This is a genomic window from Afipia sp. GW823-FHT06G09, assembly GCF_058794875.1.
This window is the reverse complement of record NZ_JBXAHF010000002.1, coordinates 164,265-191,196: the sequence shown is the minus strand read 5'-3', so window position 1 is coordinate 191,196 and position 26,932 is coordinate 164,265. Positions and strand designations below refer to the sequence as shown.

The window sequence follows — 26,932 nt, the reverse complement described above, 5'->3', positions numbered from 1 at the left end:
GCCCGGCGATCTTTACCGCAATATGACGGATCGACTTGGCAAGCTGTGCGTTGGCCACTAATAAGTCGCCGGATTGAGGCCCGGGAGTTATGATCCCCGGCATCCGCGACAGGGGCGTTTGGCGACAGCCGCGCGAAACGATACGCGGTCTTTGTGGGAGATTCTTAAAGTGCAAGAGACGGGTGTGCGCAACGGTGCCTTCGGCGCCGACAAATTCGGTTTCAAAAATCTCAAACAGGTGAACTGGAATCTCGGCACAGCGCCGCTCTACGAGCACTCGCTGCGCAACAATGAAGCCGAGCTGTCCGCCGGCGGCGCGCTTGTCGCGGAAACCGGCGTCTTCACCGGGCGCTCGCCGAAAGACAAGTTCACGGTGCGCGATGCGCTCACCGACAAGACCATGTGGTGGGGCGGCAACCAGTCGATCACCTCAGAACAGTTCGAAGCCCTGTATCAGGACTTCCTCAAGCACTGCGAAGGCATGACCCTCTTCGCGCAGGATCTCTACGGCGGCGCCGATCCGAAATTCCAGATCAAGACGCGCGTGTTCACCGAAATGGCGTGGCACTCGCTGTTCATCCGCACGCTGCTGCGCCGCCCTGAAACGGCTGAGCTTGCCAGCTTCGTGCCGGAACTCACCATCATCGACCTTCCGAGCTTCCGCGCCGATCCGAAGCGCCACGGCTGCAAGTCCGAGAACGTCGTCGCCATCGACTTCACCCGCAAGATCGTTCTGATCGCGGGCAGCCAGTATGCCGGCGAAATGAAGAAGTCGGTGTTCACTACGCTGAACTACTTCCTGCCTGCGCAGGGCGTGATGCCGATGCACTGCTCGGCCAACGTCGGCCCGAACGGCGACAGCGCGATTTTCTTCGGCCTTTCCGGCACCGGCAAGACCACGCTCTCCGCTGATCCAAACCGCACGCTGATCGGCGACGACGAGACCGGCTGGGGTCCGGACGGAATCTTCAATTTCGAAGGCGGCTGCTACGCCAAGACCATCAAGCTGTCGCGCGAGGCCGAGCCTGCGATCTATGACGCCAGCATCTGCTTCGGCGCCGTGCTCGAAAACGTCGTGCTCGATCCGCTCACCCGCGAGCCTGACTTCGACGACGGCTCCAAGACCGAGAACACCCGTTCGGCCTATCCGCTCGAGGCGATCCCGAATGCCTCGCGCACCGGCCGCGCCGGTCATCCGAAGAATCTGGTGATGCTCGCCGCCGACGCGTTCGGCGTGATGCCGCCGATCGCCAAGCTGACCCCGGCGCAGGCGATGTATCACTTCCTCTCGGGCTACACCGCGAAGGTCGCGGGCACCGAGCGCGGCCTCGGCAACGAGCCGGTGCCGGAATTCTCGGCCTGCTTCGGCTCGCCGTTCCTGCCGCGCGATCCCGCCGAATACGGCAAGCTGCTGAAGGAACTGATCGCCAAGCACAACGTCGATTGCTGGGTGGTCAACACCGGCTGGACCGGCGGCAAGTACGGCGTCGGCAGCCGCATGCCGATCAAGGTGACCCGTGCGTTGCTGACCGCAGCGCTGAACGGCTCGCTGCGCAACGCCCAGTTCCGCACCGACAAGTATTTCGGCTTCGCGGTCCCGACCGCGCTGGAAGGCGTGCCGACCGACATTCTCGATCCGGTCAACACCTGGAAGGACAAGGCCGAGTTCGACAAGACCGCGCGCGCGCTGGTCGGCATGTTCCAGAAGAACTTCGAGCAGTTCGAAAAGCAGGTCGACGCGGACGTCCGCGCCGCCGCTCCCGAGGTCAAGCTCGCCGCGGAGTGAGTTCCTTCATACCGGTTTTGAACATATAAAAGGGCGGCTCACGGGCCGCCCTTTTTGTTGCCCCGTCACACGGAGATCACGGAATGAAGATCAGCGCGCGCAATCAGCTCAAGGGCAAGGTCGTCGCCATCGATCACGGCGTCACCACCAGCCATGTGAAGATCGACATTGGCGGCGGCGTTATCGTGACATCGGCCATCACCAGGACCTCGGTTGAGGAGTTGAAGCTCGAAGTCGGCAAGCAGGCCTACGCCATCGTCAAGGCGAGCGACGTCATGGTGGGCATCGACTGAGGCAGCCATGATCCGCATCGAGCGGCGATCGTTCGTGGCCGGCGCCAGCCTGATGCTGCTGGCGCGGCCGGCGCGCGCCGCGCGCACGGTGACGGATTCCGCCGGTCGAAGCGTCGAATTGCCGGATCGTATCGACAAGGTGTTTGCGGCCGGCGGCCCGGCCTCGGTGGTGGTCTATGCGATGCGGGCCGAAACCATGGTGGGCTGGCCGCGCGCGCTTCGCGCCGAGGAGCGTCCGTTCATTGCACCAGCACAGCGCGATCTGCCGGAGGTCGGTTTGCTCACCGGACGCGGCGACACCGCCAATGTCGAGACCGTGCTGAAGATCAGGCCGGATCTGATCGTGGACTACGGTTCGGTGCGGCAGACTTTTGCATCGCTGGCCGACAGCGTGCAGCAGCGCACCGGCATTCCCTATGTGCTGGTCGACGGGCGCTTTGAATCGACGGCATCCTCGTTCCGGCTGCTCGGCACTATCTTTGGCATGCCGGAGCGCGGCGAGGCGCTTGCAAAGTATTCTGACGATTTGTTCAAGAGTCTCTATACGACGCTTGCGGGAATTCCCGAGGATCAGCGTCCGCGTGTCTATCTCGCGCGCGGGCCGGATGGGCTGGAGACAGGACTTCGCGGCTCGATCAACACCGAGATCATCGAACGGGCCGGCGGGCGCAACGTCGCCGATGCGCAGGATCAGCGGCGCGGGATTGCCAATGTGTCGTCCGAACAGATTCTCGCGTGGAATCCGGACGTCATCATCACATGGGATCGCAACTTCCACGACAAGATCGCCAAGGGCGGCGATCCGCTGTGGCAGGGCCTCAAGGCGGTGAAAGAGGGCCGCGTCTATCTAGCGCCGACCGCGCCGTTCGGCTGGATCGACCGGCCGCCGTCGATCAACCGGCTGATCGGGCTGCGCTGGCTTGCCAATCTGTTTCACGGCCCGCGCTTTCCGTTCGATATCCGGCAGGACACGCGCGCGTTCTACAAGCTTTTCTATCATGTCGATGTCACTGATCACGATCTCGATACATTGATTGCATGGGCGGACGGCAAGCCGCCCTCAATCCCGGCGCGCCGATGACGGCACAGCGGACGGCATCGCGAGTCTCTTGGATCATTCCCGGTCTCGCAGTGCTGGCCGTTGCTGCCGCTGCGATCGGTCTGACCGTCGGCGCATTTCCTGTCACGCTCGACGGCTTTTTCCGCGCGCTATCGAACGCATGGTCGGGCGATCTGCCACAGACCGCCGAGCAGCGCGTGCTGTTCGGCATTCGCGGCCCGCGCGTGCTGGCAGGCCTGATCGTCGGGGCTTCGCTCGCAGGCGCGGGCGTCGTCTATCAGGGGCTGTTTCGCAATCCGCTGGTCTCGCCCGATGTGCTCGGCGTCTCGGCAGGCGCGGGCCTCGGCGCGGTGATCGGCATTTTCCTGTCGCTGCCGGTGTTCGCGATCCAGATGCTTGCCTTCGGCGGCGGCCTAGCGACGGTGGGGCTCGTCTATCTGATCGCGGTGGCTGTGCGCGGCCGCGATCCCACTCTGGTGCTTGTGCTCGGCGGCGTGGTGGTCGGCGCGCTGGCAGGCGCGGCGATCTCGCTGCTGAAAATTCTGGCCGACCCTTACGATCAGCTTCCTGCGATTACCTTCTGGCTGCTCGGCAGCCTCGCCAGCGTGCGCGGGGGCGATCTGTGGAATGTCATGCCGGCGGTCGCGATCGGCCTCGTGCCGCTGGTGCTGCTGCGCTGGCAGATCAACGTGCTGTCCCTCGGTGACGAGGAGGCCAAGTCGCTCGGTGTCGAATCCGGCCGGTTGCGCGTCATCGTCATCGCAGCAGCGACACTGATCACCGCGAGTGTGGTGGCGATCTCGGGCGTGATCGGCTGGGTCGGTCTGGTGATCCCACACATCGCGCGCATGCTGGTCGGCCCAAACTTCGAGCGGCTGCTGCCCGCGGTGATGCTGATGGGCGCGAGCTATCTCGTGCTGGTCGATACGCTGGCGCGGTCGCTGGGACGCATTGAAGTGCCGCTTGGCATCCTCACCGCAGTCGTCGGCGCGCCGTTCTTCCTGTGGCTGCTGTGGCGCGGCCGGCACGGGTGGTCGTGATGCGTCTCATCGCCCGCGATCTCGCATTCGGTTATCCCGAGCGGCCTGTTGGCCGGAATTTGAATCTGACCGTCGAGACCGGTGAGGTGCTGTGTCTGCTCGGACCGAACGGCTGCGGCAAGACCACGCTGTTCAAGACCTTGCTCGGGCTGCTGCGTGCACAGGGCGGCCGCGTGTCACTTGGCGACGATGCGCTGTCAGATCTGCCGCGTGCGGAGATTGCGCGCCGCATCGCCTATGTGCCGCAGGCGCAGGACACGGCGTTTCCCTACACCGCGTCCGATCTGGTGCTGATGGGCCGGGTCGCGCATCGCGGCGTGTTCGCGGCGCCGACGAAGGAAGACCGGAAAATCGCACAGGACTCGCTTGCCGAACTCGGCATCGCCGAGCTTGCGTCGCGCGAGGTGACGACACTGTCCGGCGGGCAGCGCCAGCTTGTGATCGTGGCGCGGGCGATGGCGCAGGCCGCGCCCCTGATCGTGATGGATGAGCCGACCGCCAGTCTCGACTTCGGCAATCAGGTCGCGGTGCTGGCTGAAATCCGCAAACTCACGGCGCGCGGCACCGGGATCATTCTCTCCACCCACGACCCCGATCAGGCCTTCGCGGTGGCGAGCCGCGTGGCGCTGATGCAGGACGGTGTGATCGTTGCGCAGGGAACGCCGCTTGAAGTGCTCACCGCCGCACGGCTCAAGGCCGTGTACGGTGTCGATGTCACGGTGGAGCGGCTGGCCGGCGGGCAGACGGTCTGCGCGCCGGTCTATCCGCGCTGATGCTTACGCCTTGAAGTAGACGGTCTGCGACGTGGTCGCGAGCAGGCGTCCGCCCGGGCTCCACAGCTCGCCGGTCTGGTCGCTGAAACTCTTGTGAAAACTCCTCGCGTCGGCGGCGCCGAGCACCACGGTGGTGTCTTCGGCCGCGAGATCCGCCGCATCGGCGTGAAACATGGTCGTCATGGTCACCGTGCCGATCGGCACGATCTCGCCGCGGACATGAAAGATTCGCGCGAAGAAGGTGTCGCACATCGACAGCAGCGACAAAAAGTCGATGCGCCGGGGCAGCGCGTCGCTGAGCCACATTCGCGAATAGGGGCTGCCGAGGGGCTCGCGCAGCCCCTTGCCGTAGCCCGGCGTGCCTTCGACGAAACGAAACCGGTATTGCCGCACCCACGGTGAGATGCCGCTGTCCGGCAACGGTTCGATCGTGTCGAACGGTGGTGCGGGCGGCATCTGCGCGGGCTGGTGCGACCATGACGGACGACGGACCGCGAACACCGCGGTCATGAACGCCGCGACCTCGCCGCCCTGCGACAGCTCGATCATCCAGTGCTGGGTCGAGCGGGTCGCTTTCATCAGCCGCGCAGTCAGGTCGAATGTGCCGCGCGCCACCGGCGCGCACAGGTTCACCGTCACCGACAGCGGATCGCCGGTGCATTCCGGCTGCGCCATGACCGCGCGCAACATGGTCGCGGCGGTGGTGCCGCCAAACGGGCCGACGAATGCGAAGTAATCCTCGCTCGCGGTGCCGCGCCAGCGGCCGTCCATATTGATGGCCTGCGTGGCGCGGTCGAAAGGATGGATAGCGTTCGAAGTTTTATTGGCGGTTGTCTCAGGCGTCTTCTCAAGCATCGAGGGCTCCCAGCTTTGCTGCCGGAAGTGTTCACAGGATTGCCGCGCGATTCAATGACGTGGGAGGTAACGGCGGGCGCTAGAGGGACTCAGGCCCGAGCCGTCATAATATAACCCAGTCGCAAGGCGTGCTATTCTGACTTCAAAACGGGAGGTTCAGATGGCGGATATCGACGGCATCAAGATCGCCAATCTCACGCACGACTTCGTGACGAAGAAGTCGTTTGTCGGATTGGTGTGGGAAAGCGACGCCAGCAAGTCATTGGGGCTGGAGGTGCCATTCTGCTGCAGCCCGGAGCAGCTTCCGGCTGAAGCCGAAAAAGCCGTGCGCAAGCTCTCTCATGAACTCGCTTCGATCCCCATCATGGTTGTGCCTTAAGAGGGGATCGCCGGTCAGCGGATGGACGCAGCGAGTTGTTGTGCGACCTTGCGATGGCCATCTGCCGTCAGATGAATTCCGTCGGGTTGCCGCAGCCCGCTGCGAAGAGCCGACCATACATAGCTGTCAGCCTCGATAATGCGGATGCTGCGGGCATGCAGCCGCTTTCGGATTTCAGACCTGTTGGCAGCAGCTTCCGCTTCGCTGATACCCTTCCGGCGATCGTTGCCGCCGATCTGAAGGATGACGATCCTGGTTCCGTCCGGCGCCGCGCTCGACAATCGCGCCAGCATGCCGCCGGTCGTATCGCCGCTGATGCCCGCGTTGCTCACCGACATCGGCCGGCCCTTCGCGCGCAGAAGTTCCTGCAGGACGGCTGGAAAGGCCGACGACGCGCCGACGCCGTATCCGGCGGTGTTGCTGGCGCCGAGCGCAACGATCTGGGCATTCGACGCCGTGGTGGAGGCAAACGTCAGCAGAACGACAAGGATCAGGCTTCTGAACATGGTCGACGCCCTTTCGCTGAATCAGCGGTGCGATAGTAGCGCTGGTCGGGTTCCCGGAAAATCATCTCCCCGGAGGAAACTGCAATCCCGGAACAAATTAAGAACACTTTAGCAAGTCATTGATATATCATTGTGATTCGGTCCCTGCGGGCCACCACATCTAGGGTCTGTCATCGGTCTTGAGGACTACATGTCCAATATCGCTTTCGACAACACGGCGCTGACGCGCATCGCGGACTTCGCCCGGACGCTTTCCCGTCTTCATGCCGCCGCCCGCACGCGGCTGGTGGACGACGATCATATCGACCGCGAGTTCAACGCGGTCTGCATGTCGGTGTGGGGCTACACCACCGACGATTTCAGCGACGATCTGTTCTCGCTGAAGGATCATGAATTTCTCGACACGCTGGACGAGGCACGGGCGCGCATCTTCGCCGCCGAACACGGCTACGATCTGGTCGATGACACCGGCATTCTCGCCGACTGGTGGGGCTATTGCTGGATGATTCTAGCCGAACATCGCGGCCTGCTGACGCCAGAGATCAAGGCGCGGGCGCGGATGGAGATGGAAGAGAAGTATCTCGCTGCGCCGAATGTGATCGGCGTCATTGTCGGGCGGTGAGTTCTTTTACATCCGCGCGCGAGGCTTCGGCGCGACTTTCGGCATGACGGCGTCCGGCGCCATCGGTTGGGCATATTTCGGTTCAGGCACCGATCCGGTGACATCCTGTGACGAGTATGTGTCTTCCGGAATTTCAGCTGCGACCGGCGCGACTTTCATTTCCCCGAGCCGCGCGCGCAACTCCGATGTCAGGCCCGGATAATTGTTCACCGGCGTGAACTGCGCGATCTGGCCGTTGGCGGAACTGGTGCCGGAGTAGGCCACAAGACCGTTCGAGGTTGCGACAATGTCGCCGGGGCGCAATGTGGTGTCGAGCGACAGATCGACCGGCGCGAGACCCGCGGGATCGCGGCCGTTGCAGGTGCAGTCGGCCTTCAGCGCCTTGCGGTAGGCGAAGGCGTTGGGCGTATCGACATAGCGCTCGCCCATGTTGCCGACGGCGTAGTCGATGCTGTTGCCGGAATAGACCTTGGTTGCGCTTGCCGGGCAGAACGACTGGCACATCTGCGCGGGCGTGCCGCCGCCGCGCGAGGTCAGCGGAAAATAACGGCCGTCGCAGGTCCGCACGCAATAGGTGGTGAAGCGTCCGCCGGGTGAAGCCGACGGTGCGGGTGCAGGATTCGGAGTGGACAGGCCGAACGGATCGGCGAAGGCATTGCTCGGCGGCTGTTGCTGCTGAGGCTCCTGCCGCTGCGGCTTGTCACCGCCGAACAGGAAATCGAAAATGCCGGCGGAGGCCGCGTGGGGCGCAAGCGCCACGGGCATTGCCAGCATGACAGTGAGAACAAGCGTCATGCGGCGCCGCACGCGCGAAATACGCAACTCTGTACGCAACACGGACTGCCCCACTCACGCAACGCTGACGCCTGCGGCAACTTCATGCCGCAGCGTCAACGACCTTAATGCGTGATGGTAAACGCCGAGTTAGGGAGCGGCTTTGCGCCGAACAATTGTGCAGACGGTGGTCGCGCTCACGGCCTGAAAAACAGGAACGTCGCCAGCACGAAAGTCGGCACCAGCACCAGCATCGACCACACCATATAGCCGAAAAAGCTCGGCATTTTCACGCCGGCCTGCCGCGCGATGGCATAGACCATGAAGTTCGGTGCGTTGCCGATATAGGTGTTGGCGCCCATGTAGACCGCGCCGGACGAAATCGCGGCCAGTGTCGCGGCCTTTACTCCCATCAAAACCTGCGGATCTCCGCCGGCGAGCTGGAAGAACACCAGATAGGTCGGCGCATTGTCGAGGAACGACGACAGGATACCGGTCAGCCAGAAATAGGCGGCGGCGTTGTTGCTGCCGTCGGCGTTGGTGACGAGGCCGAGCAGCGCGGCGAACGGGCCTTGCGCCCCGGCCTGCAGCATCGCCATCACCGGCACGATGCAGATGAAAATGCCGGCGAACAGGATCGCCACTTCCTGGATCGGTCCCCACGAAAACCCGTTGGCCTCGCGGTCCGACTTTTGCGTCAGCGCCATGGAGGCAATCGCAACCACGACGAAGATCGCATCGCGCAGCAGGTCCTGAATTTCGAGATCGACGCCGGCGATGTGGAAGGAGATTCCGGGCTTCCACTGTGCGCTCATCAGGATGGCGGCGATGATGACCGCGATCAGTACGAGGTTGATCTTGCCGTGAAGCCTGAGCGGCGAGTCCGGCGTCGGGTCTTTCAGTTTGGTGAACCGGCCCTCGCGGTGATGCACGTAAAGATCGATCACCATGAAAATCGCGAGCACGATCCCGCCGACCACCAAGGTCTCCTGCCACAGGTGTTTCGTGGTCCAGAAGAAATCGACGCCCTTGAGGAAGCCGATAAACAGCGGCGGGTCGCCGAGCGGCGACAGCGCGCCGCCGATATTGGCGACGAGGAAAATAAAGAACACCACGACATGCGCGTTGTATCGCCGGTCATCGTTGGCGCGGATCAGGGGGCGGATCAGGATCATCGCGGCACCTGTCGTGCCGACGATGCTGGCCATCAGCCCGCCGACGGCGAGCAATACGGTGTTGGTGAACACGCTGTCGTGCAGGTTGCCTTCGAGATAGATGCCGCCCGCGACGACGAACAGCGCCAGCAGCAGCAGGATGAAGGGCATGTATTCAAGCAGCGCCGTGTGCGCGAGTGTCGTCATGACGGTGTGAACATCGGCGGTGGCGAACAGTGGAACGACGATCAGCGCCGCCCACAGCGCGGTGAACTTGCCGTAGTGATGCTCCCAGACGTGGGGGTAGAACACCGGACCCGTGGCAATACACAAAAGAATGCCGACGAACGGCAGCGCCCAGAGGACCGAGAGCTTCGCGCCATTCAGCCCTTCGGCGGCGAAGGCCGGCGCGGGGAACAGAGCAAGGGCGAGGGCGGCGGCAGCAAACCCGAAGCGGGCGCGGCGGGTGATAGCCCGTGGCAGGCGCGCATTGGTGTCAGTCAAAAATACCTCCTCGTCGCCCTCGCTCCCGCAGGCAGGGCGAGGGCGCAGATGTCAGCTCTTGAGAAATTCGCCCGCCTTGTAGAGCGCGCGGAACGGAATGCCGGCTTCGGCGAATGCTTCGGTTGCGCCTTCGTCCCGGTCGACCATGGTGAACACCAGCACCACCTCGCCGCCGGAATCCTTCACCGCATCCACCGCCTTGATCGCCGAGCCGCCGGTGGTGGTGACGTCCTCGACAATGACAATGCGCTTGCCGGCGAGGCTTTCATCCTTGGCGAGGCCTTCGACCGCGAGTCGCGCGCCATGTTCCTTCGGCTTCTTGCGCACGAAGAACGCGGCGATCGGATTTCCTTTCAGCCATGACAGCTGCGCGATCGCGCCTGCGATCGGCACCGCGCCCATTTCAAGCCCGCCGATGTAATCGATCTTGTCGTCCTTCAGCGCATCCAGCGACAGTTCGGCGAGCAGCGCCGCGCCTTCGGGGTCGAGCATGGTGGGCTTCAGGTTGAAGTAGAAATCGCTCTTGCGGCCGGAGGCCAGCGTGATTTCCCCGCGCCCGAACGAGCGCTTGCGGATGATGTCGGCGAGGCGGGCGCGGGACGCTGATTTGGACAAGGCAATCTCTTCAAGCTAAGGGGAATTTCGCGGATTTTACGGCTTGCGGCGTGGACATTCCACAGCGGATCGCTCACCGTCAACAGCGCAAGACCAACAAAAGGCGGCAAATGACCATCGACTTTTATGCCTGGAATACGCCGAACGGCCGCAAGATCAGCGTTGCACTCGAGGAAATGGGTCTGCCCTACAAGGTGCACCCCATCAACATCTCCAGGGACGAGCAGTTCGCGCCGGATTTCCTCAAGATCAGCCCGAACAACAAGATTCCTGCCATCATCGATCCGGACGGCCCGCACGGCAGGCCGGTCAGCATCTTCGAGTCGGGCGCGATCCTGCTGTATCTCGGCGAGAAGACCGGACGGTTCCTGCCGAAGGATCTGGGCGAGCGCATTCCGGTGCTGGAATGGCTGATGTGGCAGATGGGCGGCTTCGGGCCAATGCCCGGCCAGGTGCATCATTTCATCGCACTCGAAAACGAGCAGGATCGGCGCTACGGCCTCGAGCGATTTTCAAAGGAAACACGCCGGCTTTATGGCGTGCTGGATCGCCGGCTCGAGGGGCGCGAATTTGTCGCGGACAGGATTTCGGTCGCCGACTTTGCGATCATCGGCTGGGCATGGCGGCATGAGCGTCACAAGGTCGCGCTCGAGGATTTTCCGAACGTGAAGCGCTGGTATGCGGCGATGATGGCGCGGCCGGGGGTCAAGCGCGGCTTTGAGGTGAAGCTGGGATAGATCTCAGCGGCTGGTGCTCAGCGCGAACCAGACGGCGATGGCAGCCAGCAGCACGGCGAGGACGCGGCGAACCGTACGGCGCAGCCCGGGTGTGGCGATCACACTCTGGAGCTGCGAGGCCAGCAGAACGATGATGAGATGGATCGCGGTGGCGATGCCGACGTAGATCGCCGACAGCATCAGTGTCTGCGCCGCCACCGAGCCTTTGCCGATCTGGATGAAGTCCGGCAGCACGGCGACATAGAAGACCGCGGCCTTCGGATTGAGAAGGTTGGTGATCAGTCCGCGCCGGAACGCGGTCCACGGACCTATCCCGCCCTCGACGGCTTCCGGCGCGACGTCGCGCTCGGCCGCCCACGCATCCCATGCAAGCCAGAGCAGATAAGCGACACCGCCCCAGCGTAGCGTCTCATAGAGAAATGCCGAATTGTCGATGACCGCGCTGAGGCCGAGCGAGGCCGCTACGCCATAAACCGAGAGCCCGAGTGCAATTCCGGCAACGGCTGCGATGCCTGCCCGCACGCCTTGCGAGAGCGACAGCGCCGCAAGATAGGCCATGTTCGGGCCGGGCGTGATCTCGATGACAAAGCATGTCAGCGCGAAGGCGAGCAGGGATGTGGACAATCGCTATGACCTCGCGCCGGCCATCAATGCGCCTCGTCCCAGTTGCTGGCGGCGCGTGCATCGACCTGCAATGGCACCGAGAGCGAAACCGCCGGGAATGGCGCGTCCTGCATCACATGCTGGATCACCGGCAGCGTCCTGGCCACCTCGTCCTCGGGCACCTCGAAGATCAGTTCGTCGTGGACCTGCAGCAGCATCTGCGCAGAGAGCTTTTTCTCGGCGAGTGCGTCTTCCATCCGGATCATGGCGCGGCGGATGATATCGGCGGCTGAGCCCTGCAGCCGCGCGTTGATCGCGGCGCGCTCGTTGAACGAGCGGATCGAGGGATTGCTCGCCTTGATGTCCGGGTAGTGGCATTTGCGGCCGAAGATGGTTTCCACGTAGCCATGCTCGCGGCAGAAATCGCGCGTCGCATCCATGTAGGCGCGGATGCCTGGGAAGCGCTCGAAATACTTCTTGATGTAAGCGCCGGCTTCCTCGCGCGGAATGCCGAGCTGGTTGGCGAGGCCGAACGCCGAGATCCCGTAGATGATGCCGAAGTTGATCGCCTTGGCGCGGCGGCGCACTTCTGCGGGCATGTCCTTGATCGGCACGCCGAACATTTCGGACGCGGTCATGGCATGGATGTCGAGCTTGTCGTGAAACGCCTGCTTCAGCGACGGAATATCCGCGATCTCTGCTAGCAAGCGCAGTTCGATCTGGGAGTAATCCGCCGAGACGAGCTTGTGGCCCTTGGTGGCGATGAAGGCCTTGCGGATCTTGCGGCCGTCCTCGGTGCGCACCGGGATGTTCTGGAGATTCGGCTCGTTGGACGACAGCCGTCCGGTGGTGGTCGCGGCCAGCGCGTAGGTCGTGTGCACGCGCTGGGTTTGCGGATTGACGTATTCGGGCAGTGAATCCGTGTAGGTCGATTTCAGCTTGGTGACCTGCCGCCACTCAAGAACGCGCGCCGGAAATTCGTGTCCGGCTTCGGCCAGTTCATCGAGAATCTGCGCGGAGGTCGACCATGCGCCGGTCTTGGTTTTCGCGCCCCCCGGCAGGCCCATCTTGCCGAACATGATGTCGCCGAGCTGCTTGGGGCTCCCCGGATTGATCGGCTCGCCGGCCATTTTCTGGATGTCGGCTTCGACCCGCGCAGCGGTCTGCGCGAACTCGCCGGACAGGCGCGACAAGACCTGTCTGTCGATGGAAATGCCGCGCCGCTCCATGCGCGCGAGCACCGACACCAGCGGCCGCTCCAGCGTCTCGTAGACAGTGTTGACGCGATAGGCCATCAGGCGCGGTTTCAGCACACGCCACAACCGCAGCACGATGTCGGCGCGCTCTGCGGCGTATTCCGTCGCCTTGTCGACCGGCACCTGATCGTAGCTGATGCGGTTCTTGCCGCTGCCGATCAATTCGCCGAAACCGATGGCCTTGTGGCCGAACCAGCTTTCGGCCAGTGACTCGTAATCGTGCTTGGCGCGGCCGGCGTCGAGCACATAGGAAATCAGGATGGAGTCTTCGAGCGGCGCCATCTCGATGCCGTGCTGCGCCAGCACCACGCTATCGAACTTCAGATCGTGGCCGATCTTGAGAACGCCCGCGTTGGTGAGCAGCGGTTTGAGCGCAGCCAGCGCATCGGCCGCCTTGATCTGGTCCGGCGCAAGTCCGCCCGCAAAGAGACCCGAGCCGTCGCCGGGCTTGGTGTGCGCAAGCGGCACGTAACAGGCCTCGTTGATCCCGGTGGCCAGCGAGATGCCGCAGATTTCCGCCTGCATTGGGTCGGCGGTCGATGTTTCGACGGTGATGGCGACCTGACCGATGTCGAAGGCGCGCGCGACCCAGCGCTGCAATTCGTCCACGGTCTTGATGGTCGCGTATTTGGCGCGATTGAACTTCGCGCTGCGCGCTTCCTCGGCGCGCGCATCGGCCAGCGCTTTCGGCGTCTGAGGGCCATTGGCGGATGCCGCGGCCTGCTTCGGCTGCGACCCGCTCCACTGTCCGGCGTTGGACGTTTTCTCGGCCGTCCCGCGCGCGAACAGATCAGGCTCGCCGCCGAGCGGCGGCGTCTTGGGTGAATCGGCTGCGACATCGACGGGCGCGAACGAGCTTTTCATGCTGGCGTCGGCTTCGACGTCCGACGGATCAATCTGCGAATACTCTGCAACACGCCGCGTCAGCGTGGAAAATTCCATCGCTTTCAGGAAGGCGATCAGCTTGCGCGAATCCGGCTCGTGCACCGCAAGATCGTCCAGCGGCACGTCGAGCTTCACGCGGTCATCGAGCTGGACGAGCTTCTTCGAGATGCGTGCCTTGTCCGCGTTCTCGATCAGTGCCTCGCGCCGCTTCGGCTGCTTGATCTCGGGGGCGCGCTTGAGCAGCGTTTCGAGATCGCCATATTCGTTGATGAGCTGGGCCGCGGTCTTGATGCCGATGCCCGGCACACCGGGGACGTTATCGACCGAGTCGCCTGCCAGCGCCTGCACCTCGACCACCTTCTCGGGCGGCACGCCGAATTTCTCGATCACTTCGGAAATGCCGATGCGGCGATCCTTCATAGTGTCGTACATCGACACGCAGTCAGTCACGAGCTGCATCAGGTCCTTGTCGGACGAGACGATGGTCGCGGTCGCGCCGCGCTCGCACGCTTCGCGCACATAGGTCGCGATCAGGTCATCGGCCTCATAGCCGGATTGTTCGAGGCAGGGTAGGTCGAAGGCGCGCACGGCTTCTCGGATCAGCCCGAACTGCGGAATGAGATCGTCGGGGGCCGGGGCGCGCTGCGCCTTGTATTCTGGATAGAGCTCGTTGCGGAACGTGACTTCCGACTTGTCGAAGATGATGGCCAGATGCGTCGGCCGGTTGTCCGGCGGCATGTCGCGCATCAGCTTCCACAGCATGTTGCAGAAACCGAGCACGGCGTTGACCTGCAAGCCGTCGGACTTGCGGTTCAGCGGCGGCAGCGCGTGATAGGCGCGGAAGATGTAGCCCGAGCCGTCCACCAGAAAGACATGATCGCCCTTGGCGGGGGTCTTTGCGGCTGGCGCGCTGGCGGCGGGTTTCGTGGCGGCAGGCTTTTCAGCCTTTGCGGCGGATGACGTTGCGGGCGTTGCGGGCTTTTTCGGCATGGCCGCAACTTAAGGATTTTGGCTGCGAATAACACCCCTCCACGGGACAGATGCGCACTGGAAATTTCGATGTTGCGCTCACAAATCGCGTCGTCCCCGCGCAAGCCGGGACCCATAACCACTGAAGGTCAGGAAAATCGCGACAGGAACCGCTTGCTGAGGGAGTATGGGTCCCTGCCTGCGCGGGGACGACATCGTGGGTGGATTTACTCCGCCGCCTGCAATGTGGGGTGTGCTTGCTTCGGCGCGATCCAGAACATGGCAGGCCGCTCGAACAGGAAATTGAGCCCGGCGCGTTTGGCGCCCCACCACATCAGGAGCGCACCGACCACACCCGCGATGGTGTCGATCAGCGAGACGAGCCCGATGTCGGGCACGATGCCGGTCTTGAGCAGTACCACCCGCACGATCGCCATCGGCAGGAAGAAGGCCAGATAGATCACGATGGAATGCTCGCCACAGTAGCGCAGGAAGCCGAGCCAGTTGGCGCGGGCCAGCAGCGTTCCGGTGACGATGATGGCGCAGGCGCCGGCGAACCCGAGCGCGAGCGAAATCACCGGCCGGTCGCCGTAGCCCGCGAACACCAGAACGCCGTTGGCAACACTCCACGCCGCAAGGGCGATCAGCGCGGTGCCGGGCTTCTCGCGCGCACGGTCCGCCAGCACGAAGACATAGTTCGCAAACAGATAGCCGGAGTAGAAGTAGACAAAGCGCGCGGCGAACTCGTCGATCACGGTCCAGCCGGTGGCGACATGGGCGGTTTCAAGCGCGGCGGCGGCAAGCCAGATCACGATTGCAGGCACGCGAAGGGTGGCCTTGGTCACCACAAAGAAGATCGGCAGCAGATAGATGAACCACAGCGTGCCGAACGGCTCGATGAAAGATTGCAGATACATGACACCGACATGGGTCCAGCCCTGCTCGGCGGCGAACGCGGGGGCCTTGAAGGCGAACTGGATGCTCACCCACAGCACGTAGAAGTAGGCGAAGTGGACCACCTTGCGGTCCAGATAGGTGCGCCAGTCGCGGTTGATCACCCGCGCCAGGAACAGCCCCGAAATCAGGAAGAAATCCGGCATCCGGAACGGTTTTGCGAACTCGACCAGCAGATGCATGAAGCCCTGTTTGCCCGCGGCGGCCTCGACGCCCAGGGTCGAGTGCATCATCACCACCATGACAATGCAGATGCCCTTGGCATAATCGACCCAGTCGATCCGCTCGGAGGCGGGCGACGGGCGCGCGCCGGATGTGCCGTTGCTGCTCATGATGTCCCGTTTCGGTCCAGTGGCGCGCCATCCTGGGGCGCATGGGTTTCATTCTCCTTTATTCATACAAATGTTGTGCCCCATTCACGCCGAATTGCGCTAAAAGCCCCGCGAAACGAAACATTGTTAATGGGTTTTGGAGCGGGTGGTACATGCGGATTGCCATGATCGGCACGGGCTATGTAGGGCTGGTTTCGGGGGCCTGCTTCGCGGACTTCGGCCATCGCGTGACCTGCGTCGACACCGACGCGGGGAAGATCGATGCGCTTAACCGGGGCGAAATTCCGATCTTCGAGCCCGATCTGGACCGGCTGGTCGAGGCGTCCGTCAAGGCGGGGCGGCTCGATTTCACCACCGATATCGTCGGGCCCGTGGGCAAGGCGGACGCGGTGTTCATCGCGGTCGGCACGCCGTCACGGCGCGGCGACGGCCATGCCGACCTGACCTATGTGCACGCCGCCGCCCGCGATATCGCGAAAGCCTTGCAGGGCTTCACCGTCGTGGTCACCAAATCCACCGTGCCGGTCGGCACCGGCGACGAGGTCGAACGCATCATCCGCGAAACCAATCCGCAGGCCGACGTGGCGGTGGCGTCCAATCCTGAATTCCTGCGCGAGGGCGCGGCGATCCGCGACTTCAAGCATCCCGACCGCATTGTGGTTGGCACTGATGACGAGCGCGCACGCAAGGTGCTCGGCGAAGTCTACCGGCCGCTCTATCTCAACCAGGCGCCGATCATGTACACCGAGCGCCGTACGGCGGAGCTGATCAAGTACGCTGCCAACGCATTTCTTGCGACCAAGATCACCTTCATCAACGAGATGGCGGATCTGTCGGAGAAAGTCGGCGCGGACGTGCAGGAGGTTGCGCGCGGCATCGGTCTCGACAACCGCATCGGCCCCAAGTTTCTCAACGCCGGTCCCGGCTTCGGCGGCTCGTGCTTTCCGAAGGACACCCGCGCGCTGGTCAAGACCGCGCTGGACCATGATGTACCGCTGCGGATCGTCGAGGCGGTGCTTGCGGTGAATGACAATCGCAAGCGCGCCATGGCGCGCAAGGTCTCAACCGCGCTCGGCGGCAATCTGCGCGGCAAGACCATCGGTCTTCTTGGGTTGACGTTCAAGCCGGACACCGACGACATGCGCGAAGCGCCGTCGATTCCGCTGGTGACGGGTCTGCTCGATCTCGGTGCGAAAGTGCGCGCCTACGATCCCGCCGGGATGGAGCAGGCGAAGAGCGAGCTGCCGGATATCACCTATTGCGAGGATCCCTATGCCGTTGCCAAGGATGCCGATGCGCTGGTGATTGTCACCGAGTGGCGGCAGTTCCGCGCGCTCGATCTGAAGCGGCTGAAGCGCGAAATGGCCAATCCGGTGATGGTCGATCTGCGCAACATCTACCGCCGCGACGAGATGGAAGCGCTGGGCTTTACCTATGAAAGCGTCGGGCGCGGGGCGGTGTAGGCCCCGGCGTCATTGCGAGGAGCACTTGCGACGAAGCAATCCAGCTTTCCTTAGTGTGGATTGCTTCGCTTCGCTCGCAATGACGGATATATCTTGTCCCGATGATGAACTTCTCCACCCCTCTTCCCATCGATGCTGTTCTCGATGACCTGACGTCGACGCTCGCGCGCAGCAGCACTGCCGTGCTGGTCGCGCCGCCGGGCGCGGGCAAGACCACGCGCGTGCCGCTGGCGCTGCTGGATGCGGGCTGGGCCGGCAAGAAGAAGATCATCGTGCTGGAGCCGCGCCGGATCGCCGCGCGTGCCGCCGCCGAGCGCATGGCGCAGACCTTGGGCGAGAAGGTTGGCGAGACGGTCGGCTACCGCGTGCGGTTCGGCTCGAAGATTTCTCGTGCAACCCGGATCGAGGTGGTCACCGAGGGGATCTTCACCCGGCAGATTCTCGACGATCCCGAGTTGTGCGGCGTCGCCGCCGTGCTGTTCGACGAATTTCATGAGCGCTCGCTCGATGCCGACCTCGGCCTCGCGTTGGCGCGCGATGCGCAGACCGGCCTGCGCGAGGATCTGCGTATTCTGGTGATGTCGGCGACGCTCGATGGCGCGCGGGTCGCGAAGCTGCTCGGCGATTGTCCGGTGATCGCCAGCGAAGGCCGCGCGTTTCCGGTCGACACACGCTATCTCGGCCGCAAGCCGGATGTGCAGATCGAACGGCAGATGGCGGAGGCCATCGCCACGGCGCTGCGTGCAGATAGCGGTTCGGTGCTGGCGTTCCTGCCCGGCGCCGCCGAAATCCGCCGCACCCAGAATTTTCTCAGCGAGCGTGTCAGCGATCCCAACACCGAGATCGTGCCGCTGTTCGGCGCGCTCGATGCCGGCGTGCAGGATCGCGCGATTTCGCCGCCGCCGAAGGGGCAACGCAAGGTGGTGCTGGCCACCTCGATTGCCGAGACATCGCTGACGATCGAGGGCGTGCGCATCGTGGTCGATTCCGGGATGGCGCGGGTGCCGCGTTATGAACCCGACATCGGCCTGACGCGGCTTGAAACCATTCGCGCCTCGCGCGCCGCCGTCGATCAGCGCCGCGGCCGCGCCGGGCGCACCGAGCCTGGCGTGTGCTACCGGCTGTGGGACGAGCCGCAGACCGCATCGCTGGAGGCCTATACACGGCCCGAGATTTTGTCCGCCGATCTGTCGTCGCTGGTGCTCGACCTCGCGCACTGGGGCGCGGCCGATCCTTCGGCTCTCGCCTTCCTCGATCCGCCGCCGCTGCCGGCGCTGACCGAGGCGCGTGCCTTGCTACGTGAACTCAACGCACTCGATGAGGCAGGCCGCATCACGCCCGAGGGCAACAGTCTGCGCGCGCTGGCGCTGCCGCCGCGCCTTGCGCGCATGATCGTGGATTCGCATCGGCTCGGCTCTGGCGATGAAGCCGCGCTGATCGCTGCCATTCTCACCGAACGCGGCCTTGGCGGTGACAGCGCCGACCTCGATGCACGGCTGGATAACTTTCGCCGCGACCGCTCGCAGCGGGCGCAAAGCGCGCGGCAACTGGCGGATCGCTGGGCGAAGCAGGTTGCGGCGAGTGAACCGTTCGACGTCACAGATCGTTCACTCTCCACCGGTCTCATGCTCGCACTCGCGTTTCCGGATCGCGTTGCGCGCAATCGCGGCAACGGCTCGTTCGTGCTGGCCAACGGGCGTGGTGCGAGCGTTGAGCAGACTTCGGCATTGGCGAAATCGCCTTATATCGCCGTGGCCGAACTGACCGGCACGGCGGCGAACGGGCGTATCCTCTTGGCCGCGCCGATCACGCAAGGGGAGATCGAGGCGCAGTTCGCCGATCACATCCAGACTGACGATGAGATCACGTTCGATCGCGCCGCGATGGCGCTGCGTGCCCGGCGCAGGAAGAAACTTCACGCTATCACGCTGTCGGAGCAGACGCTGGCGGTGTCGCCATCGGCGGAAACGGGGCGGGTGCTGGCCAATGGTCTCGTCGCATTGGGATTGGATCGTCTGCCCTGGTCGAAATCACTGAAGCAGTGGCGCGACCGTGTGATGTTTTTGCGCGCGGCATCTCCAGAAGACTGGCCGGATTTGTCCGATAGCGCATTGATAGAGACACACGCGGATTGGCTGGTTCCTGCACTGTTCGACAAGACATCGCTGGCAAATTTTTCCGCAGGCGATCTGTCCGATGCGCTGATGAATCTGCTGCCGTGGGAGATGCGCGCGCGACTCGATCGCGAAGCGCCGACGCATTTCGAGGCACCGACCGGAACCTCGCTGCCGATCGACTATGAGGCCGAGCAGGGGCCGACCATTGCGGTGAGGTTGCAGGAATTGTTCGGGCTCAATGTCCATCCGTCGATCGCGAAGGGCAAAATCCCGCTGGTGCTGGAACTGCTGTCGCCGGCGCATCGCCCGGTACAGGTGACGCGCGATCTGCCGGGCTTCTGGCGGGGGTCCTATGCAGCGGTTCGCTCCGATCTGCGGGGGCGTTACCCGCGCCATCCCTGGCCGGAAGACCCGGCGTCCGCGCCGCCAACCCGCCGGGTCAAGCCGCGCGGAACGTGAGAATTAACGCTTCCCTCACCCTTATTTCGGAAAAAGCGGTCTTTGCGGACGCTGGGACGGTCATGCTTGCGCCCGCCGTCAGGAGGTTCGCGTAAGGTTCGCGCGGGACCGGGTGATGCAGGTGTAGGCGTATGCGTAACATCATGATTCTGGCGGCCCTGCTGATTGTGTTCGGCACGTCCATGGCGAAAGTCGCGGACCAGATGACGTCGCAAAAGGCGCAGGCCCATGCCGTCGACAAGTCGAAGGCCATGAACGCCTTCGCATCGGTGCAGCCGAAAACCACGGGCAATGCCGGCCTGCGGAGTGTCACCATTTCGCGCGACAGCCGGGGGCACTTCCAGACCGATGCGCGCGTCGATGGCCGGCGTCTTGGTTTCATGGTCGATACCGGTGCGTCGGTGATTGCGCTGAACGAGAGTTCGGCGGCGCTGATCGGAATCCGTCCGCGGCCCAGCGAATACACCGCGAATGTTTCAACCGCCAACGGCTCGATCAGGGCCGCACGCACCCGTCTCGCCATGGTCGATGTCGGCGGGCTCGTGGTACGCGACGTCGATGCGCTGGTGCTGCCCGACGACGCGCTGTCGGAAAATCTGCTCGGCATGTCGTATCTGTCGAAGCTTCGCCGGTTTGAAATGGCCGGCGGCAAGCTGGTGATGGAGCAATAGTTCGCTATATCGCGTCATTGCGAGGAGCACTTACGACGAAGCAATCCAGCTTCGTGCCTGCCGCTCTGGATTGCTTCGCTTCGCTCGCAATGACGACTATATCCGCCGAAACACCACGCTCAGATTGTTCGCCGGCATTTCAGTGATCGCCGGTGCCGAGAATCCCTCAGTCCGCGCCAGATCCGCGACAGCTTCCAGATCGCGCAATCCCCATTCCGGATTCCGGGACTTGAGACTGGCATCGAACGCTTCGTTGCTTGGCGCAGTGACCACATCCGCTCGCCGGTACGGTCCGTACAGATAGAGCGGCGCGCCGGTGCGCAGCAGTTTTGCCGCGCCGCGCATCAGGCCTGTCGTCGCCTGCCAGGGAGAAATATGGATCATGTTGATGCAGAGGATGGCGTCGGCGGCGGTCACCGGCCATTGCTCCGACGATGCATCCAGCTTCAGGGGTAACCGCACATTGGAAAGACCGCTGTCCTGCGTCCAGGCTTCGATGCTTTGCAAGGCGGCGTCCTCGGGGTCCGACGGCTGGAACGTCAGGCCCGGAAACGCCCGGGCGAAATGCACAACATGCTCGCCGGAGCCGCTGGCGATCTCAAGCACGAGTCCCGACGGGGGCAACACACCGCGCAGCACCTCAAGAATGGCGTCGCGGTTACGCAAGGTGGCGGGATACTCAAGGCGGCGGTCATTCATGCTGTGTTCAATCCGGACGCGGCATTAAGGCTGCTGCCAATATGCCGCATTTCATTCGTAAATGCTTGGCTCCCGCCTTTCCACGGTTCCAAGCATTCGCTAAAGCTGCTGGATATCGCCCGCCGCATTGTCACGAGGCCATCTGAATGTTTCCGAAGCCAAAGCCCGAACTGATTCCGAACACCTATGCCTATGAATCCGAGCCGATGGTGAAGGCCACGGGCTTCCGCGAATACGATGCGCGCTGGCTGTTCGGCAAGGAAATCAACCTGATGGGCATTCAGGCCCTCGGCATGGGCCTCGGCACCCTGATCGGCGAGATGGGCCAGAAGCAGGAGATGGTCACCGCGCACGATTTCCGCAGCTACTCCGCCTCGATCAAATACGCGCTGATCTCTGGCCTTCTGGCCTCCGGCTGCAAGGTTCATGACATCGGCCTCGCGGTGACGCCGATGGCATATTTCGCGCAGTTCGATCTCGACGTGCCGTGCGTCGCGATGGTGACTGCCTCGCACAACGACAACGGCTGGACCGGTGTGAAGATGGGCGCGAACCGCCCGCTGACGTTCGGGCCGGACGAAATGACCCGGCTGAAGGAGATCGTGCTCAACGCCGATTTCAAGCTGAAGCCCGCGGGCGGATATCAGTTTCACGAGAATTTCCCGGCGCGCTACATCGCCGATCTCACCAACCGCCCGAAGCTGAAGCGCAAGCTCAAGGTTGTTGTCGCATGCGGCAACGGCACCGCGGGCGCGTTCGCGCCGAAGGTGATGGAAGCGATCGGCTGCGAGGTAATCCCGCTCGATGTGGATCTCGATCACACCTTCCCGAAGTACAATCCGAATCCCGAAGACATGGAAATGCTGCACGCGATCCGCGATGCGGTGCTTGAGCACAAGGCCGATGTCGGCCTCGGCTTCGACGGCGACGGCGACCGCTGCGGCGTGGTGGACAATACCGGCGAGGAAATCTTCGCCGACAAGGTCGGCGTGATGCTGGCGCGCGACATGTCCGCGATTCACAAGAATGCGCAGTTCGTGGTCGACGTGAAATCGACCGGCCTGTTCGTCACCGATCCGGTGCTGGAGAAGCAGGGCGCCCACACCACGTACTGGAAGACTGGCCATTCCTACATGAAGCGCCGCACCCATGAATTGAAGGCGCTGGCGGGCTTCGAGAAGTCCGGCCACTTCTTCTTCAACGCGCCGGTCGGGCGCGGTTACGACGACGGCCTCGTCTCCGCGATCGCGGTGTGCGAAATGCTGGATCACGCGCCGGGCAAGACCATGGCGGACCTCAAGGACGCGCTGCCGAAGACCTGGTCATCGCCGACCATGTCGCCGCACTGCTCCGATGAGACCAAGTACGGAATCGTCGCGCAGGTGGTGAAGCATTTCGAGGATCAGAAGGCGAAGGGCGCCAAGGTCGCCGGCCAGCCGATCCGCGATCTGGTCACCGTCAACGGCGTACGCGTCACCTGCGAAGACGGAAGCTGGGGGCTGGTGCGCGCCTCATCCAACAAGCCGGAGCTTGTGGTGGTGGTCGAGAGCCCGGTCTCCGAACAGCGCATGCGCGACATGTTCGAGGCGATGGATTCGGTGCTGCGGACCCATCCGGAAGTCGGCGAGTACAATCAGAAGATCTGACGGAGCGTCATCTCCGCACGTCAGGCGCTGGTCACGATCGGAGCGGACCAGTGTTCTATCGGATGACTTCGATCAGCTTCGCAAATTCCTTCTCTGCCTGTGTCATGTGACGCTCCTTGTGGCGCAGCAGGAAGAAGCTACGGGATGGCAGCGGAACCTTGAGCGCGACGAGCGCTCCCGATGTCAGGGTGTTCGTTGCCACCAGTTTCGACAGGATCGTTGCTCCTGCGCCGGCGATCACGGCGCCGCGAACGGATTCGTTGGACGGCAATTCCAGGACGATGTTGATATCACGGGCCGCGAGACCGAGGCTCGCCAGCGCGGTTTCGAATATCTTGCGGGTGCCGGAGCCTTGCTCGCGCGCGACCCAGCGTACGGCCTTCAGCTCGGCGAGCTTCGGCGCGCGCTTCCCCGCCCAGGGATGCGATGCGCCCACCACCAGCACCAGTTCGTCTTCGCCGACGGCGCGAACCGATAGTGCGGGATCGTCGATTGCACCTTCGACAAGTCCGAGATCCGCGCGGCCGTTCTGCACCCACGAGGTCACCTGATCGGTATTGCCGATCTTCAGATCCAGCGTGATGCCGGGATAAAGGGAATGATAGCGGTGGATCACCTGCGGCAGCCAGTAATTGCCGACGGTCTGGCTGGCGGCGAGCGACAGCGACCCACGCTTCAGTCCGGCAAGATCCGCCAGCATCGCCTCGGCGGCGGCGGTGCGCGCCAGCACGGCGCGCGCTTCGGTCACGAACAGCCGGCCGGCGGTGGTCAGCCTGATATTGCGACCGACCCGGTCGAACAGCCGCACGGCGTGCCGCTCCTCAAGCGCGGCGATGGCCGCGCTGGTGGCCGACTGCGTCAGGTGGAGCGCTTCGGCGGCGCGCGTCATATGCTCCTGTTCAGCGACCGCGACAAAAATCCGGAGTTGCTCGAGTGTCATGCGATGTCCTATGTGGTGATCTTCACGAGCATCAGGCTGAATGCTGCGATGAAGAGGAAGGCCGCGGCGCCGAGCGCCAGTGGCCGCAATCCCTTGGCGCGCAGTTTGCCGATGTCGGTTTCGAGTCCCATCGCGGCCAGCGCCATCGAAAGCAGGACGGTCGTTGCGGTGACGATGATGCTTTTTGCCTCCGGCGGGATCGTAACAATGCTGTTGAGCCCGACCAGCGCGGCGAAGCCCAGCACGAACCACGGCATAGGCGCGCGGCCGCCCGCGCTCGTCACACCCGCCCTGCGGTTGGAGCGGTTTGCCATCAGCCCGAGGGCGATGACCATCGGCGCCAGCATCGCGACGCGGGAGAGCTTGGCGATGGTGCCGAACTCACCGGCCTGCCGGCCGTCCTGATATGCGGCAGCGACAACCTGCGCGATCTCGTGGATCGATGCGCCGCTCCACAGGCCGTAGGCGCGTGCGTCGAGATGCAGCAGTGCCGGCAGCAGCGGATAGACAAACATCGCGATCGAGCCGAACACCGTGACGCAGGCCACCGCATAGGCGACATCCTCGTCACCGGCGTTGGTCACGGTGTTGGTGGCGATCACGGCGGAAGCGCCGCAGATCGATGTGCCCGCTGCGATCAGTTCGGTGAGCTTCTTCTCCACACCCAGCAGCCGTCCGGCCCAGGTTGTGAAGACGAATGTCGCGACCAGCGTCAGTGCGATCACGGCGATACCCGCCGGGCCGACGTCCGCGATCTGCGCCGCGGTGAGTTGCAATCCAAGCAGGATGATAGCGAAGCGCAAAACCTTGCGGAGAGCAAAGGTCACGCCAGCCTTGGCGCGCAACGGTGTGCCGATGGCATTGTGAAAGACCATGCCCAGAACGATGGCGAGAATCAGCGGGCTGAATGTGCTGACGTCGGGCAGTTCGCGCAGGCCGAAGGCCGCCGCCGTAATGAGCGCGGTCAGCAGCAGGCCCGGCATGATCTCCGATGCAACCGGCACACGCTGATGATGGCTTTCCGTATCGGCAAGTGTTTGAGCAGTCATGGCCGAACTCCTTATTTCGGCCGAAAAATCGCAAATCGCTATCGATCAATCAAACTGATTATATCGGTAAATTCAATCGAGAAAATAGATTGTTCAGGACGCAGAAAGCCCGCCGGCGTTTCCGCAGGCGGGCTTTGTGAAATCCGTGCGGCTCAGGCGCCGGAGAGCGCCGGGACCGGCAGCGCCGTCACCGACTTGATCTTTTCCATCGCAAAGCGTGACGTGACGTTCTTCAGCGCCACCGCGCTGATGAGCTTCTTGTAGAAGATGTCGTAGCTCTGCATGTCGGCGACGACCACGCGCAGCATGTAATCGACATCACCGGCCATCCGGTAGAATTCCATCACCTCGGGCATGGCGCTGACGGCGTCGGCGAATTTCTTCAGCCAGGCGTCGGAGTGATCGCCGCTCTCCACCGAGACGAACACCGAAATCCCGAGGCCGATCTTGTTCTGATCGACCAGCGCGACACGGCGCAGGATAATACCTTCGGCTTCCATGCGCTGGATGCGCTTCCAGCACGGCGTCGACGACAGACCGACCCGGTCGCCGATTTCGGCCACCGAAAGGGAAGCATCGTCCTGGAGTACGGTCAGAATCTTGCGATCTATCGCGTCAAGGCGGCGCGGAGCATCAATAATTGCTACAGCAGCGTCAGACATTAGAAGAACTTTCTTCCATAATTGAGGGTTGCATACCTCATATATAGAAAATCATTCTCTGACAAGCCCAGATTTCCGGCTTTAGAGGGCCTCTATGCTGGGAGAGCGACCGTGCTGGAGGCCAAAAGGGTGTCGACCTCGGCGCGCTCCGGGGAGCCGAAGGCGCCTCCGAAGCGGGTGCATTTCAGCGCGGCCGTCGCCGAGGCGAATCGCATCGCCTGCTCGAGCGGTTGTCCTTCCGCCACGGCCAGCGTGAACGCGCCATGGAAGGCGTCGCCCGCACCCAGCGTATCGACGGTATGGACCGGGAAAGCCGGCATGTGTTTCGGCTCGCCCCTTTCGTCCAGCCACTCGACACCTCGGGCGCCGGACGTCACGCCGAGAAACGCGGGGGTCACCTGCGCGAGCCTGCGCAGCGCTGCGATATCGTCGCTCTCTCCGGCCGTCGCCCGCAGCGCCTCCGTCGAAAAGATGATGTGCGAGGCGACCTGCAGCAGTCCTTCACGCATCGACATGATCCGGTCGCCGTCAATGACGACGGGAATGCCGCGGCGATGGGCTTCCGCGCACACATCGGTGCCGAATTCCGCGCAGCGGCTTTCGATCAGAATGGCATCGCAGTCGGCGAGCAGCGTGTCCAATGGCGGCAGCGTCACGGTCCATAGTTTGGGATCGCGGAAGGTGGCGATGGTGCGCTCACCGCTCGGATCGATCAGCACGCTGGAGATCGGTGTGACCACGCCATCGACGACCACGAGGCCGCTGGTGTCGATCCCCTCACTTCTGAATTGATCATCGATGATGGCGTTGCTCGCCGCCAGCAGTCCGCCGATCGGGCCTGTCAGCAGAACACGCCCGCCGAGCCGCGAAATCGAAATGGCGGCGTTGGGCGAATTGCCGCCGGCCACCTCGACGAACTCGCTGGCATATTCTTTCTGGCCGCGCGCGGGCACTTCCGGCACGCGGAAAATAAGATCGCGCACCGGCATCCCGATACAGACGATACGTGGGGATGTCTTGGGTGATTGATGATGGATATTCACTGACACTGCGCCTCGCCGGAAATGCTCGTGATTGAGACAATCGATGACACGCCACGCGGTTCCCGTTCAAGGGAACCGTAAAAATC

25 protein-coding genes are annotated in these 26,932 nt (G+C 63.4%); 12 read left to right on the top strand and 13 right to left on the bottom strand.

The genetic code is table 11. The annotated features are described in order from the left end of the window. Positions 1–169 precede the first annotated feature (169 nt). From AC1Q67_RS08545 to AC1Q67_RS08525, 5 genes are all read left to right on the top strand, one after another. Complete coding sequence (locus AC1Q67_RS08545) at positions 170–1,786, top strand: phosphoenolpyruvate carboxykinase (protein ID WP_492234459.1); 1,617 nt, start codon at positions 170–172, stop codon at positions 1,784–1,786. A gap of 83 nt (positions 1,787–1,869) precedes the next feature. Further along, the gene (locus AC1Q67_RS08540) at positions 1,870–2,079 is read left to right on the top strand and encodes a TOBE domain-containing protein (RefSeq protein ID WP_492234460.1); all 210 of its coding nucleotides are present in this window, start codon (positions 1,870–1,872) and stop codon (positions 2,077–2,079) included. 7 nt (positions 2,080–2,086) lie between these two features. Further along, positions 2,087–3,160 carry an iron ABC transporter substrate-binding protein gene (locus tag AC1Q67_RS08535; RefSeq protein WP_492234461.1) on the top strand — a complete coding sequence of 358 codons (1,074 nt, stop codon included), beginning with the start codon at positions 2,087–2,089 and terminating at the stop codon, positions 3,158–3,160. Further along, positions 3,157–4,179, top strand: a complete 1,023-nt coding sequence (locus AC1Q67_RS08530; protein ID WP_492234462.1) for a FecCD family ABC transporter permease — start codon at positions 3,157–3,159, stop codon at positions 4,177–4,179. Before AC1Q67_RS08535 ends, AC1Q67_RS08530 begins: the two co-directional genes overlap by 4 nt. Next, positions 4,179–4,952, top strand: a complete 774-nt coding sequence (locus AC1Q67_RS08525; protein WP_024574464.1) for an ABC transporter ATP-binding protein — start codon at positions 4,179–4,181, stop codon at positions 4,950–4,952. The genes AC1Q67_RS08530 and AC1Q67_RS08525 overlap by 1 nt, the downstream gene beginning before the upstream one ends. 3 nt (positions 4,953–4,955) lie before the next feature. Here the strand turns inward: AC1Q67_RS08525 and AC1Q67_RS08520 are convergent, their stop codons facing one another. After that, complete coding sequence (locus tag AC1Q67_RS08520; protein ID WP_492234463.1) at positions 4,956–5,807, bottom strand: acyl-CoA thioesterase; 852 nt, start codon at positions 5,805–5,807, stop codon at positions 4,956–4,958. Positions 5,808–5,967: 160 nt separating this feature from the next. On the opposite strand from AC1Q67_RS08520, the gene AC1Q67_RS08515 reads away from it, so the two are divergent. Beyond that, the gene (locus tag AC1Q67_RS08515; protein WP_024574462.1) at positions 5,968–6,186 is read left to right on the top strand and encodes a hypothetical protein; all 219 of its coding nucleotides are present in this window, start codon (positions 5,968–5,970) and stop codon (positions 6,184–6,186) included. A gap of 14 nt (positions 6,187–6,200) precedes the next feature. Here AC1Q67_RS08515 and AC1Q67_RS08510 read toward each other — a convergent pair whose 3' ends face one another. After that, positions 6,201–6,692, bottom strand: coding sequence for a GDSL-type esterase/lipase family protein (locus AC1Q67_RS08510; RefSeq protein ID WP_024574461.1), 492 nt, complete (start codon positions 6,690–6,692; stop codon positions 6,201–6,203). A 190-nt stretch (positions 6,693–6,882) separates the two neighbouring features. On the opposite strand from AC1Q67_RS08510, the gene AC1Q67_RS08505 reads away from it, so the two are divergent. Next, positions 6,883–7,314: a hypothetical protein gene (locus AC1Q67_RS08505; protein ID WP_492234464.1), complete on the top strand. Its 432-nt coding sequence runs from the start codon at positions 6,883–6,885 to the stop codon at positions 7,312–7,314. Positions 7,315–7,320: 6 nt separating this feature from the next. Here the strand turns inward: AC1Q67_RS08505 and AC1Q67_RS08500 are convergent, their stop codons facing one another. The 3 genes from AC1Q67_RS08500 to pyrE form a co-directional block, all read right to left on the bottom strand. Then, positions 7,321–8,109 (bottom strand): DUF2865 domain-containing protein, encoded by a 789-nt coding sequence (locus AC1Q67_RS08500; RefSeq protein WP_492234465.1) that lies wholly within the window; start codon positions 8,107–8,109, stop codon positions 7,321–7,323. Between the two features lie 176 nt (positions 8,110–8,285). Continuing rightward, on the bottom strand, positions 8,286–9,713 hold the full coding sequence (locus AC1Q67_RS08495; RefSeq protein WP_492235686.1) for a sodium:proton antiporter: 1,428 nt from the start codon (positions 9,711–9,713) through the stop codon (positions 8,286–8,288). 84 nt (positions 9,714–9,797) lie between these two features. Further along, positions 9,798–10,361, bottom strand: coding sequence for an orotate phosphoribosyltransferase (gene pyrE, locus AC1Q67_RS08490; protein ID WP_492234466.1), 564 nt, complete (start codon positions 10,359–10,361; stop codon positions 9,798–9,800). A 110-nt stretch (positions 10,362–10,471) separates the two neighbouring features. Here pyrE and AC1Q67_RS08485 point away from each other — a divergent pair, with 110 nt between their 5' ends. Beyond that, positions 10,472–11,098, top strand: coding sequence for a glutathione S-transferase family protein (locus AC1Q67_RS08485; RefSeq protein WP_492234467.1), 627 nt, complete (start codon positions 10,472–10,474; stop codon positions 11,096–11,098). Between the two features lie 3 nt (positions 11,099–11,101). Here AC1Q67_RS08485 and AC1Q67_RS08480 read toward each other — a convergent pair whose 3' ends face one another. From AC1Q67_RS08480 to AC1Q67_RS08470, 3 genes are all read right to left on the bottom strand, one after another. Continuing rightward, the gene (locus AC1Q67_RS08480) at positions 11,102–11,722 is read right to left on the bottom strand and encodes a LysE family translocator (protein ID WP_492234468.1); all 621 of its coding nucleotides are present in this window, start codon (positions 11,720–11,722) and stop codon (positions 11,102–11,104) included. Positions 11,723–11,745: 23 nt separating this feature from the next. After that, positions 11,746–14,832: a DNA polymerase I gene (polA, locus tag AC1Q67_RS08475; protein WP_492234469.1), complete on the bottom strand. Its 3,087-nt coding sequence runs from the start codon at positions 14,830–14,832 to the stop codon at positions 11,746–11,748. A gap of 206 nt (positions 14,833–15,038) precedes the next feature. Next, the gene (locus AC1Q67_RS08470) at positions 15,039–16,097 is read right to left on the bottom strand and encodes an acyltransferase family protein (protein ID WP_492234470.1); all 1,059 of its coding nucleotides are present in this window, start codon (positions 16,095–16,097) and stop codon (positions 15,039–15,041) included. 152 nt (positions 16,098–16,249) lie between these two features. Between AC1Q67_RS08470 and AC1Q67_RS08465 the strand changes: the two genes are divergently transcribed. The 3 genes from AC1Q67_RS08465 (at position 16,250) to AC1Q67_RS08455 (ending at position 20,807) form a co-directional block, all read left to right on the top strand. Beyond that, positions 16,250–17,560 carry a UDP-glucose dehydrogenase family protein gene (locus tag AC1Q67_RS08465; protein WP_492234471.1) on the top strand — a complete coding sequence of 437 codons (1,311 nt, stop codon included), beginning with the start codon at positions 16,250–16,252 and terminating at the stop codon, positions 17,558–17,560. 104 nt (positions 17,561–17,664) lie between these two features. Further along, a complete protein-coding gene (hrpB, locus tag AC1Q67_RS08460; protein WP_492235687.1) occupies positions 17,665–20,136 on the top strand; it encodes an ATP-dependent helicase HrpB in 2,472 nt (823 codons plus the stop codon). Between the two features lie 131 nt (positions 20,137–20,267). Beyond that, complete coding sequence (locus AC1Q67_RS08455; protein ID WP_492234472.1) at positions 20,268–20,807, top strand: TIGR02281 family clan AA aspartic protease; 540 nt, start codon at positions 20,268–20,270, stop codon at positions 20,805–20,807. 96 nt (positions 20,808–20,903) lie between these two features. Here the strand turns inward: AC1Q67_RS08455 and AC1Q67_RS08450 are convergent, their stop codons facing one another. After that, positions 20,904–21,506: a DUF938 domain-containing protein gene (locus AC1Q67_RS08450; RefSeq protein WP_492234473.1), complete on the bottom strand. Its 603-nt coding sequence runs from the start codon at positions 21,504–21,506 to the stop codon at positions 20,904–20,906. Positions 21,507–21,652: 146 nt separating this feature from the next. Here AC1Q67_RS08450 and AC1Q67_RS08445 point away from each other — a divergent pair, with 146 nt between their 5' ends. Further along, complete coding sequence (locus AC1Q67_RS08445) at positions 21,653–23,152, top strand: phosphomannomutase/phosphoglucomutase (RefSeq protein ID WP_492234474.1); 1,500 nt, start codon at positions 21,653–21,655, stop codon at positions 23,150–23,152. Positions 23,153–23,207: 55 nt separating this feature from the next. Here AC1Q67_RS08445 and AC1Q67_RS08440 read toward each other — a convergent pair whose 3' ends face one another. The 4 genes from AC1Q67_RS08440 to AC1Q67_RS08425 form a co-directional block, all read right to left on the bottom strand. Beyond that, positions 23,208–24,092, bottom strand: coding sequence for a LysR family transcriptional regulator (locus AC1Q67_RS08440; RefSeq protein ID WP_492234475.1), 885 nt, complete (start codon positions 24,090–24,092; stop codon positions 23,208–23,210). An 8-nt stretch (positions 24,093–24,100) separates the two neighbouring features. Then, the gene (locus AC1Q67_RS08435) at positions 24,101–25,141 is read right to left on the bottom strand and encodes a YeiH family protein (RefSeq protein WP_492234476.1); all 1,041 of its coding nucleotides are present in this window, start codon (positions 25,139–25,141) and stop codon (positions 24,101–24,103) included. Between the two features lie 152 nt (positions 25,142–25,293). Further along, positions 25,294–25,803 carry an Lrp/AsnC family transcriptional regulator gene (locus AC1Q67_RS08430; protein WP_024574445.1) on the bottom strand — a complete coding sequence of 170 codons (510 nt, stop codon included), beginning with the start codon at positions 25,801–25,803 and terminating at the stop codon, positions 25,294–25,296. A gap of 92 nt (positions 25,804–25,895) precedes the next feature. After that, positions 25,896–26,852 carry a sugar kinase gene (locus AC1Q67_RS08425; protein WP_492234477.1) on the bottom strand — a complete coding sequence of 319 codons (957 nt, stop codon included), beginning with the start codon at positions 26,850–26,852 and terminating at the stop codon, positions 25,896–25,898. Positions 26,853–26,932 lie beyond the last annotated feature (80 nt).

What these genes read in the sequence shown, in the direction of transcription:
- AC1Q67_RS08540 (WP_492234460.1), top strand. Translation starts at nt 1,870, where the DNA reads ATGAAGATCAGCGCGCGCAATCAGCTCAAGGGCAAGGTCGTCGCCATC.
- AC1Q67_RS08535 (WP_492234461.1), top strand. Translation starts at nt 2,087, where the DNA reads ATGATCCGCATCGAGCGGCGATCGTTCGTGGCCGGCGCCAGCCTGATG.
- AC1Q67_RS08530 (WP_492234462.1), top strand. Translation starts at nt 3,157, where the DNA reads ATGACGGCACAGCGGACGGCATCGCGAGTCTCTTGGATCATTCCCGGT.
- AC1Q67_RS08525 (WP_024574464.1), top strand. Translation starts at nt 4,179, where the DNA reads ATGCGTCTCATCGCCCGCGATCTCGCATTCGGTTATCCCGAGCGGCCT.
- AC1Q67_RS08520 (WP_492234463.1), bottom strand. Translation starts at nt 5,807, where the DNA reads ATGCTTGAGAAGACGCCTGAGACAACCGCCAATAAAACTTCGAACGCT.
- AC1Q67_RS08515 (WP_024574462.1), top strand. Translation starts at nt 5,968, where the DNA reads ATGGCGGATATCGACGGCATCAAGATCGCCAATCTCACGCACGACTTC.
- AC1Q67_RS08510 (WP_024574461.1), bottom strand. Translation starts at nt 6,692, where the DNA reads ATGTTCAGAAGCCTGATCCTTGTCGTTCTGCTGACGTTTGCCTCCACC.
- AC1Q67_RS08505 (WP_492234464.1), top strand. Translation starts at nt 6,883, where the DNA reads ATGTCCAATATCGCTTTCGACAACACGGCGCTGACGCGCATCGCGGAC.
- AC1Q67_RS08500 (WP_492234465.1), bottom strand. Translation starts at nt 8,109, where the DNA reads ATGACGCTTGTTCTCACTGTCATGCTGGCAATGCCCGTGGCGCTTGCG.
- AC1Q67_RS08485 (WP_492234467.1), top strand. Translation starts at nt 10,472, where the DNA reads ATGACCATCGACTTTTATGCCTGGAATACGCCGAACGGCCGCAAGATC.
- polA (WP_492234469.1), bottom strand. Translation starts at nt 14,832, where the DNA reads ATGCCGAAAAAGCCCGCAACGCCCGCAACGTCATCCGCCGCAAAGGCT.
- AC1Q67_RS08470 (WP_492234470.1), bottom strand. Translation starts at nt 16,097, where the DNA reads ATGAGCAGCAACGGCACATCCGGCGCGCGCCCGTCGCCCGCCTCCGAG.
- AC1Q67_RS08465 (WP_492234471.1), top strand. Translation starts at nt 16,250, where the DNA reads ATGCGGATTGCCATGATCGGCACGGGCTATGTAGGGCTGGTTTCGGGG.
- hrpB (WP_492235687.1), top strand. Translation starts at nt 17,665, where the DNA reads ATGAACTTCTCCACCCCTCTTCCCATCGATGCTGTTCTCGATGACCTG.
- AC1Q67_RS08455 (WP_492234472.1), top strand. Translation starts at nt 20,268, where the DNA reads ATGCGTAACATCATGATTCTGGCGGCCCTGCTGATTGTGTTCGGCACG.
- AC1Q67_RS08450 (WP_492234473.1), bottom strand. Translation starts at nt 21,506, where the DNA reads ATGAATGACCGCCGCCTTGAGTATCCCGCCACCTTGCGTAACCGCGAC.
- AC1Q67_RS08445 (WP_492234474.1), top strand. Translation starts at nt 21,653, where the DNA reads ATGTTTCCGAAGCCAAAGCCCGAACTGATTCCGAACACCTATGCCTAT.
- AC1Q67_RS08440 (WP_492234475.1), bottom strand. Translation starts at nt 24,092, where the DNA reads ATGACACTCGAGCAACTCCGGATTTTTGTCGCGGTCGCTGAACAGGAG.
- AC1Q67_RS08435 (WP_492234476.1), bottom strand. Translation starts at nt 25,141, where the DNA reads ATGACTGCTCAAACACTTGCCGATACGGAAAGCCATCATCAGCGTGTG.
- AC1Q67_RS08430 (WP_024574445.1), bottom strand. Translation starts at nt 25,803, where the DNA reads ATGTCTGACGCTGCTGTAGCAATTATTGATGCTCCGCGCCGCCTTGAC.